Source organism: uncultured Novosphingobium sp., from assembly GCF_964277725.1.
GTDB classification, from domain to species: domain Bacteria; phylum Pseudomonadota; class Alphaproteobacteria; order Sphingomonadales; family Sphingomonadaceae; genus Novosphingobium; species Novosphingobium fluoreni.
The window spans coordinates 1-6635 of record NZ_CAXYKL010000280.1 but is presented as its reverse complement, the minus strand read 5'-3'; the positions used below and the strand labels follow the sequence as shown (position 1 = coordinate 6635).

The following is a 6635-nucleotide window of genomic DNA, read 5'->3' as shown; positions in this document are numbered from 1 at the left end:
CAGCGGCGATCTCGCTGGATGCAGGCGAGCCGACGGCGCGTGCGATCCGGCGTGACATCCTGAAGTATCCGGAAGTCACGGCAGTGCTTTCCGCGCATGGCCGCCCGGACGACGGCACGGACGCAACCGGATTTTTCAACATCGAATACTTCGTACCGCTCAAGCCGTTTGACGAATGGCCCAAGGGCATGGACAAGGAGAAGCTGGTTTCCGAACTGTCCGCCAAGTTGCAGGCCAAGTATCCGGGCGTGGACTTCTCGTTTTCGCAGATTATCGAGGACAACGTCGAGGAAGCGGCGTCGGGCGTGAAAGGCGCGAACTCGGTCAAGCTGTTCGGGCCGGACCTGGTCACGCTGGAGAAGATCGCGAACCAGATGCGCGATCAGATGGCCAAAGTGCGCGGCATCACGGACCTCGGCATCTTCCAGTCGCTCGGCCAGCCCACGGTGCGCATCGATGTCGATCGCGAAAAGGCGGCGCGTTACGGTCTCTCGGTTGACGATGTGAACCAGACGGTGGCGGCGGCGATCGGAGGTACCTCCCCGGGCGACCTGTACGAACCGCATACCGACCGGCACTTCCCGATCGTGGTGCGCCTGCAACCCGGTCAGCGCGATAGCCTGGAGACGGTGAAGCGGATTACCGTGGGCGCCACCACGCCGGATGGCACGGCGATCAGCGTGCCGCTTTCCGAACTGGCGGACATCCATCTGACCACGGGTGCCAGCTTCATCTATCGCGAGCACCAGCAGCGCTACATCCCGATCAAGTTCTCGGTCCGCGATCGAGACCTGGGCAGCGCGGTGGCCGAGGCGCAGCAGCGGATCGCCCAGAACGTCACCCTTCCGCCGGGCTACAGCCTGGAATGGGCGGGCGAGATGAGCAACTTGAAGAACGCCGTCGCCCGGCTTGAGATCGTGGTGCCGCTCAGCCTGATGCTGATGCTTGGGCTGCTCTACGTGAACTTCCGCTCGATCCGCGATGCGCTGCTGGCGTTCTCGGTGATCCCGATGGCGGTGGTGGGCGGTGTGCTGGGGCTGATGCTGACAGGAACGGCGTTCTCGATCTCGGCGGCGATCGGCTTTGTGGCGCTGTTCGGCATCGCGGTGATGGACGGCATTCTTCTGGTCACCAGCTTCAACCAGGCGATGGACGAGGGCAAAAGCCGGGTCGACGCGCTGCGCCATGCGACCACCAACTCGCTGCGTCCGGTGCTGATGACCTGCCTGGTCGCGGCGATCGGCCTGGCTCCGGCCGCCGTCGCAACCGGCATCGGCAGCCAGGTTCAAAAGCCGCTGGCGCTGGTGGTGGTGGGCGGCATGACCATGGCCCCGCTGCTGATCCTGCTGGTGCTGCCGCTGCTTATAAACCGCTACTCCAGCCGCGTTGCCGGCAAGCGCAGGCTGGCTGAGCCCGGCGAGACGGAAACCACGACGCTGCCCGCGCTCGATCATGGAGAACCGGCATGATCCGCAAGTCCCTGACCGTCCTGGCGCACGGCGCCGCGATGGGTGCGCTCGCCGTGTCGAGCATGGCGGCGGCGAAAGAGCGTCAGCCGGTGAGCAGCACAGTGGATGTGCCGATGCCGCCTGCGGTTTCAGGATCGGCGCTGCCGCCGGTGTCGGGTGCCCCCGTGGTGCCGGCAATGGCGATGCCACAGACGGTCCTGCCTGGCGTGGCGCTGGCGCCCGGGTGGTGGCACGGCTTTGACAGTCCGGCGCTGGACGCGCTGGTCGATCGCGCGCTGGCCGCCAACACCGATATCAAGGCGGCGCAGGCCCGGCTCGCCCAGGCACAGGCGCTGGTCGGCGCGGCCCGGGGTGGATTGTTTCCGCAAGTCGATGCGGGGCTGACCAGCGAGCGCCAGCGATTGTCCCGCACGCTTTCCACGCCGCTGAGCAATCCCAATCCGCAAGTGTTCTCGCTGCACACCGCGCAAGTCAGCGTCAGCTATTCGCCGGACTTGTTCGGCGGCACTGCGGCGCGAGTCCGGTCGGCCAAGGCGCAGGCGGCGGTCGCTGCCGCGCAAGCGGACGGGGTGCGCAACATGGTGGCCGCCAATGTCGCTTTGGCGGTGATCCAGAACGCCGCGCTCGACGCGGAGATTGCCGCGACCGGCCAGGCGGTGGAGAACAATCGCCAGGTTCTGACGCTGTTGCAGACGCGCCAGCGGCTGGGCGCGGTCGGCTTGTCCGACGTTGCCGCACAGTCCGCCGCGCTGGCCGCGATCGAGGGGCAGCTGCCTCCGCTCCTGCGCCAGCGGCAGGCCAATCTTTCTGCTCTTTCCGTTCTTCTCGCGGAGGCCCCCAACGCTCCGCTTGAGGGCGCGCCAGGCCAAGCCATCGGGCCAATGCCCCCGCTCGATGCCTTGACCCTGCCGGCACAAGTGCCGGTGGCGCTGCCCGCCGATCTGCTGGCCGCCCGGCCAGATGTCGCCGCATCCGCCGCCGCGCTGGAAGGCGCCGCAGCCGATGTGAAAGTGGCGATCGCCGCGCGGTTGCCGCAAATCAATCTGACGGCCAACGCCGGCGGCATCGCCGAGGATTTCGGCAAGATGTTTGCCAGCGGCAACCCGTTCTGGCAATTGATCGGCGGCATCGTCGGCCCGATCTTCCACGGCGGTACGCTGAAGAAGCAGGAACAGGCCGCCAGGGATGCGCTGGAGGCTGCCAAGGCGCAGTACAAAGGCACTGCGCTGCAGGCATTTGCCGATGTCAGCAATTCGCTCACCGCGCTCTCCACCGACACGACTGCGCTGGACGTGGCGGCGCGTGGGGATCAGGCGGCGAGCCAGAGCCTGACGTTCGTGCGTCGCCAGCTCAGCCTGGGCAGTGTGGGCACGCTGCAGGTGCTGAACGCCACCGCCACGGCGCAGACCGCGCGCGTGCAATACGTGGCGGCCAAGGCGGCGCGGCTGACCGACACCGTCGCGCTCTACGCCGCGCTGGGTGGTGGATTGCGCGCAAGAGCGGGTGCGGTGCTGGCCAATACTGATACGCCGCACAGCTAAGGGGCTCAGTCGCCCCGCGCCAGTTCGCTATTCAGCCACAGTGCCACCAGGGTGGCCACTGCGCCTGACAGCAAGTAGCCGCCCGAGGCCAGCAGGCCGTAGTGCGCCGAAAGCCACAGCGCCACCAGCGGGGCAAAGCCGGCACCGAACAGCCATGCCAGGTCGCTGGTGATGGCAGAGCCGGTGTAGCGATGCTGCGAAGCGAAGTTGGCGGATACCGCGCCGGAAGATTGTCCGAAGGCGATGCCCAGAAGCACGAAGCCGGTGGCCATGAACACGATCTCGCCGCCTTCGCCCAGCGATAGCAGCTGGGGCGCAAAGCCGCTGAACACCGCGATCATGGCGGCAGATGCGCCCAGCAGTGTGCGGCGGCCGAAGCGGTCCGCCAGTCGGCCCGAAAGGATCATCGCCAGCACCCCCAGGCCCGCTGCCACTGCTTCGATCACCAGGAAGCGGGTCGGAGCTTCGCGGGTAAACAGGAACACCCAGGAAAGCGGAAACACCGTGACCATGTGAAACAGCGCGAAGCTGGCCAGCGGAGCCAGCGCGCCAATCACGATGGTGCGCCATTCGCGCTGCAGGGTGCGAGCGATCTTCTCAGGCTGCAGGTCGCGGGTTTCGTAAAGGCGCTGGAATTCGGGCGTCACCACCAGCCGCAGGCGTGCGAACAGCGCGACGACGTTGATCGCGAAGGCCACGAAGAAGGGAAAGCGCCAGCCCCAGCTGAGGAAATCCGTGGCCGGCAGGGTGGACGTGAAGAAGGCGAACAGCAGGCTGGCGACGATGAGGCCCAGCGGCGCGCCCAGCTGCGGGATCATCGCGTACCAGCCGCGCCGGTCCGCCGGGGCGTTGAGCGCCAGCAGTGAGGCCAGACCGTCCCAGGTACCGCCCAAGGCAAAGCCCTGGCCCATGCGGAACAGCGCCAGGAGGGCGATGGCGGCGGGGCCGACATCTCGATAGCCGGGCAGAAAGGCGATCGCGGCGGTCGATCCGCCCAGCAGGAACAGCGCGATCGTCAGCTTCGCGGCGCGGCCATAGGCACGGTCGATCGCCATGAAGGCGATGGAGCCGACCGGGCGCGCCAGGAATGCCAGCGCGAAGACCATGAACGAATAGAGCGTGCCGGTCAGCGGGTCGACGAAGGGGAAGAAAAACCCCGGAAACACCAGCACCGAAGCGATGGCATAGACGAAGAAGTCAAAGAACTCCGACGTTCTGCCGATGATGACGCCGATGGCGATCTCTGCGGGCGAGACATCGTGCCCTTCGGCTTCGGGTGCATCCAGGACGGCGGCTGACATATCGATGCGAATCTCCGTGGGCGCCCGCGCGGGGGTACCGGTCATGATGTCTCTATCGGCCTGGATCGCGATCAGGGGGATTGGACAAAATGTCCAATCGGTTGGCCGGCCCGCCGGGTTTACTTGGCGCGGCATGCGTAATGATCGCCCCTCGTCTGCCGACCTGACCATCGAACCCGCTTCGCCCGATCGCCCCGCGCGCCGTCGGTGGGTGGCGATGGCGCTGCTGCCGTTGACGGCGCTGCTGGGGGGATGCGACTGGATTGTGCTGAACCCCGCCGGAGACGTGGCGCGCCAACAGGCGGATCTGGTGGTCATCTCCACCTGGCTGATGCTGCTGATCATCGTGCCGGTGATGGGGCTGACGGTGTTCTTCGCCTGGAAGTATCGCGCCGCCAATACCGAAGCGCAGTACGAGCCGGAATGGTCGCACTCCACGCAGCTGGAGCTGGTGATCTGGTCTGCGCCGCTGCTGATCATCATCGCCCTGGGCGCACTGACCTGGGTGGCGACGCACATGCTGGACCCGTACCGCACGATCAATCGCATCGGCCACGCGCGGCCCGTGCCGGCGACGGCGCAGCCGTTGGACGTGCAGGTTGTGGCGCTCAACTGGAAGTGGCTGTTCATCTATCCCCAGCAGGGCATCGCCACGGTGAACGAACTGGTGGTGCCGACCGACCGGCCCTTGCGCTTTCGCATCACGTCTTCTGCCGTGATGAACTCGTTCTATGCGCCCGCTTTGGCCGGGCAAATCTATGCGATGCCCGGCATGGAGACGAAGCTGCACGCGGTGCAGAACCAGCCGGGCCGTTACGAGGGATTTTCCGCGAACTACAGCGGTGCGGGCTTTTCGCACATGCGCTTTGCGATGCGCGGCATGGATGAGGCCGGGTTTGATCGCTGGGCCGCGGCGGTGCGCAAAGGTGCAGCCTCGCTGAATCGCACGGCCTATCTCACGCTGGAAAAGCCGAGCGAGAAGGAACCGATCCGCCACTACGCCAGTGTGACGCCCGACTTGTTCGACGCGGTGGTGAACTTGTGCGTTCGCCCCGGCAAGATGTGCATGAGCCAGATGATGGCGTTAGATGCCAGGGGCGGCATGGGCAACGCCGGACGCTGGAACCTGGCCGCGCTCAGCTACGACAAGTTCGGCCGTGAGGAAGTGAACGCGGTGACGCCCGGCGGCCTGACCCAGGCCGACCAGGTTTTTATCAAGGCCTATTGCACCAACAACCGCCCGATGTCTGCCGCCGGGATGGAGACGCAGGCCCCCGCCGACACCTCGATCCTGCAAGGCGCGGGGCTGCCGATCCCGGGCAGCCCGGGCGCTGCACCACCCGGCCTGAGCGTGCCCGCCCCCACCACCGAACCCACCGCCTTCTGATGTCCGGAACCCCGATCATGACCGCGCCAGACCAGCATTGGTCCCTCCTCCTTGGCAAGCTGTCCCTCGACGCGCTGCCGCTGCACGAGCCGATCCTCGTCGCCACTTTCGCCGCCGTCGCGCTGGGCGGCACGGCACTGGTGGGGGCGCTGACCTACTTCAAGGTATGGGGCTATCTATGGCGTGAATGGTTCACCAGCGTGGACCACAAGAAGATCGGGATCATGTACATGGTCCTGGGCCTGGTGATGTTCCTGCGCGGCTTTGCCGATGCGGTGATGATGCGTATCCAGCAGGCGATCGCCTTCAACGGTTCGGAAGGGTACCTGACCGCACACCACTACGATCAGGTCTTCACCGCGCATGGCGTGATCATGATCTTTTTCGTGGCGATGCCGTTCGTGACCGGCCTGATGAACTACGTGGTGCCGCTGCAGATCGGCGCGCGCGATGTGTCGTTCCCGTTCCTCAACAACTTCAGCTTCTGGATGACGACCGTGGGCGCGGCCCTGGTCATGGCATCGCTGTTCGTGGGAGAATTCGCGCAGACCGGGTGGCTGGCTTATCCGCCGCTGTCGGGACTATCCTACAGCCCCGGCGTCGGCGTGGATTATTACATCTGGGCCTTGCAGATCGCGGGCGTGGGCACGACGCTATCGGGCATCAACCTGATCGCCACGATCCTGAAGCTGCGCGCGCCCGGCATGAACATGATGAAGATGCCGATCTTCACCTGGACGTCGCTGTGCACCAACGTGCTGATCGTGGCGTCGTTTCCGGTGTTGACCGCCGTCCTGGCCCTGCTGACGCTGGACCGGTACGTCGGCACCAATTTCTTCACCAACGATTTCGGCGGATCGCCGATGATGTACGTGAACCTGATCTGGATCTGGGGCCACCCGGAAGTCTACATCCTGGTGCTGCCGGTATTCGGCGT

At 65.8% G+C, this 6635-nt stretch carries 5 protein-coding genes; 4 read left to right on the top strand and 1 reads right to left on the bottom strand.

Going from position 1 to position 6635, the window contains the following annotated elements; genetic code table 11:
- On the top strand, window positions 1-1469 hold a 1469-nt coding region (locus ACHWRX_RS15490), incomplete at its 5' end, for an efflux RND transporter permease subunit (protein ID WP_394659856.1).
- Window positions 1466-3010 (top strand): efflux transporter outer membrane subunit, encoded by a 1545-nt coding sequence (locus tag ACHWRX_RS15485; RefSeq protein ID WP_394659855.1) that lies wholly within the window; start codon window positions 1466-1468, stop codon window positions 3008-3010. The genes ACHWRX_RS15490 and ACHWRX_RS15485, both read left to right, overlap by 4 nt.
- Before the next feature lie 5 nt (window positions 3011-3015).
- Here ACHWRX_RS15485 and ACHWRX_RS15480 read toward each other — a convergent pair whose 3' ends face one another.
- Complete coding sequence (locus ACHWRX_RS15480; protein WP_394659858.1) at window positions 3016-4311, bottom strand: MFS transporter; 1296 nt, start codon at window positions 4309-4311, stop codon at window positions 3016-3018.
- Between the two features lie 217 nt (window positions 4312-4528).
- Between ACHWRX_RS15480 and cyoA the strand changes: the two genes are divergently transcribed.
- A complete protein-coding gene (gene cyoA / locus ACHWRX_RS15475) occupies window positions 4529-5698 on the top strand; it encodes a ubiquinol oxidase subunit II (RefSeq protein WP_394659857.1) in 1170 nt (389 codons plus the stop codon).
- A gap of 17 nt (window positions 5699-5715) precedes the next feature.
- Window positions 5716-6635: cbb3-type cytochrome c oxidase subunit I (locus tag ACHWRX_RS15470; RefSeq protein WP_394659854.1), on the top strand; the 920-nt coding region annotated here is incomplete at its 3' end.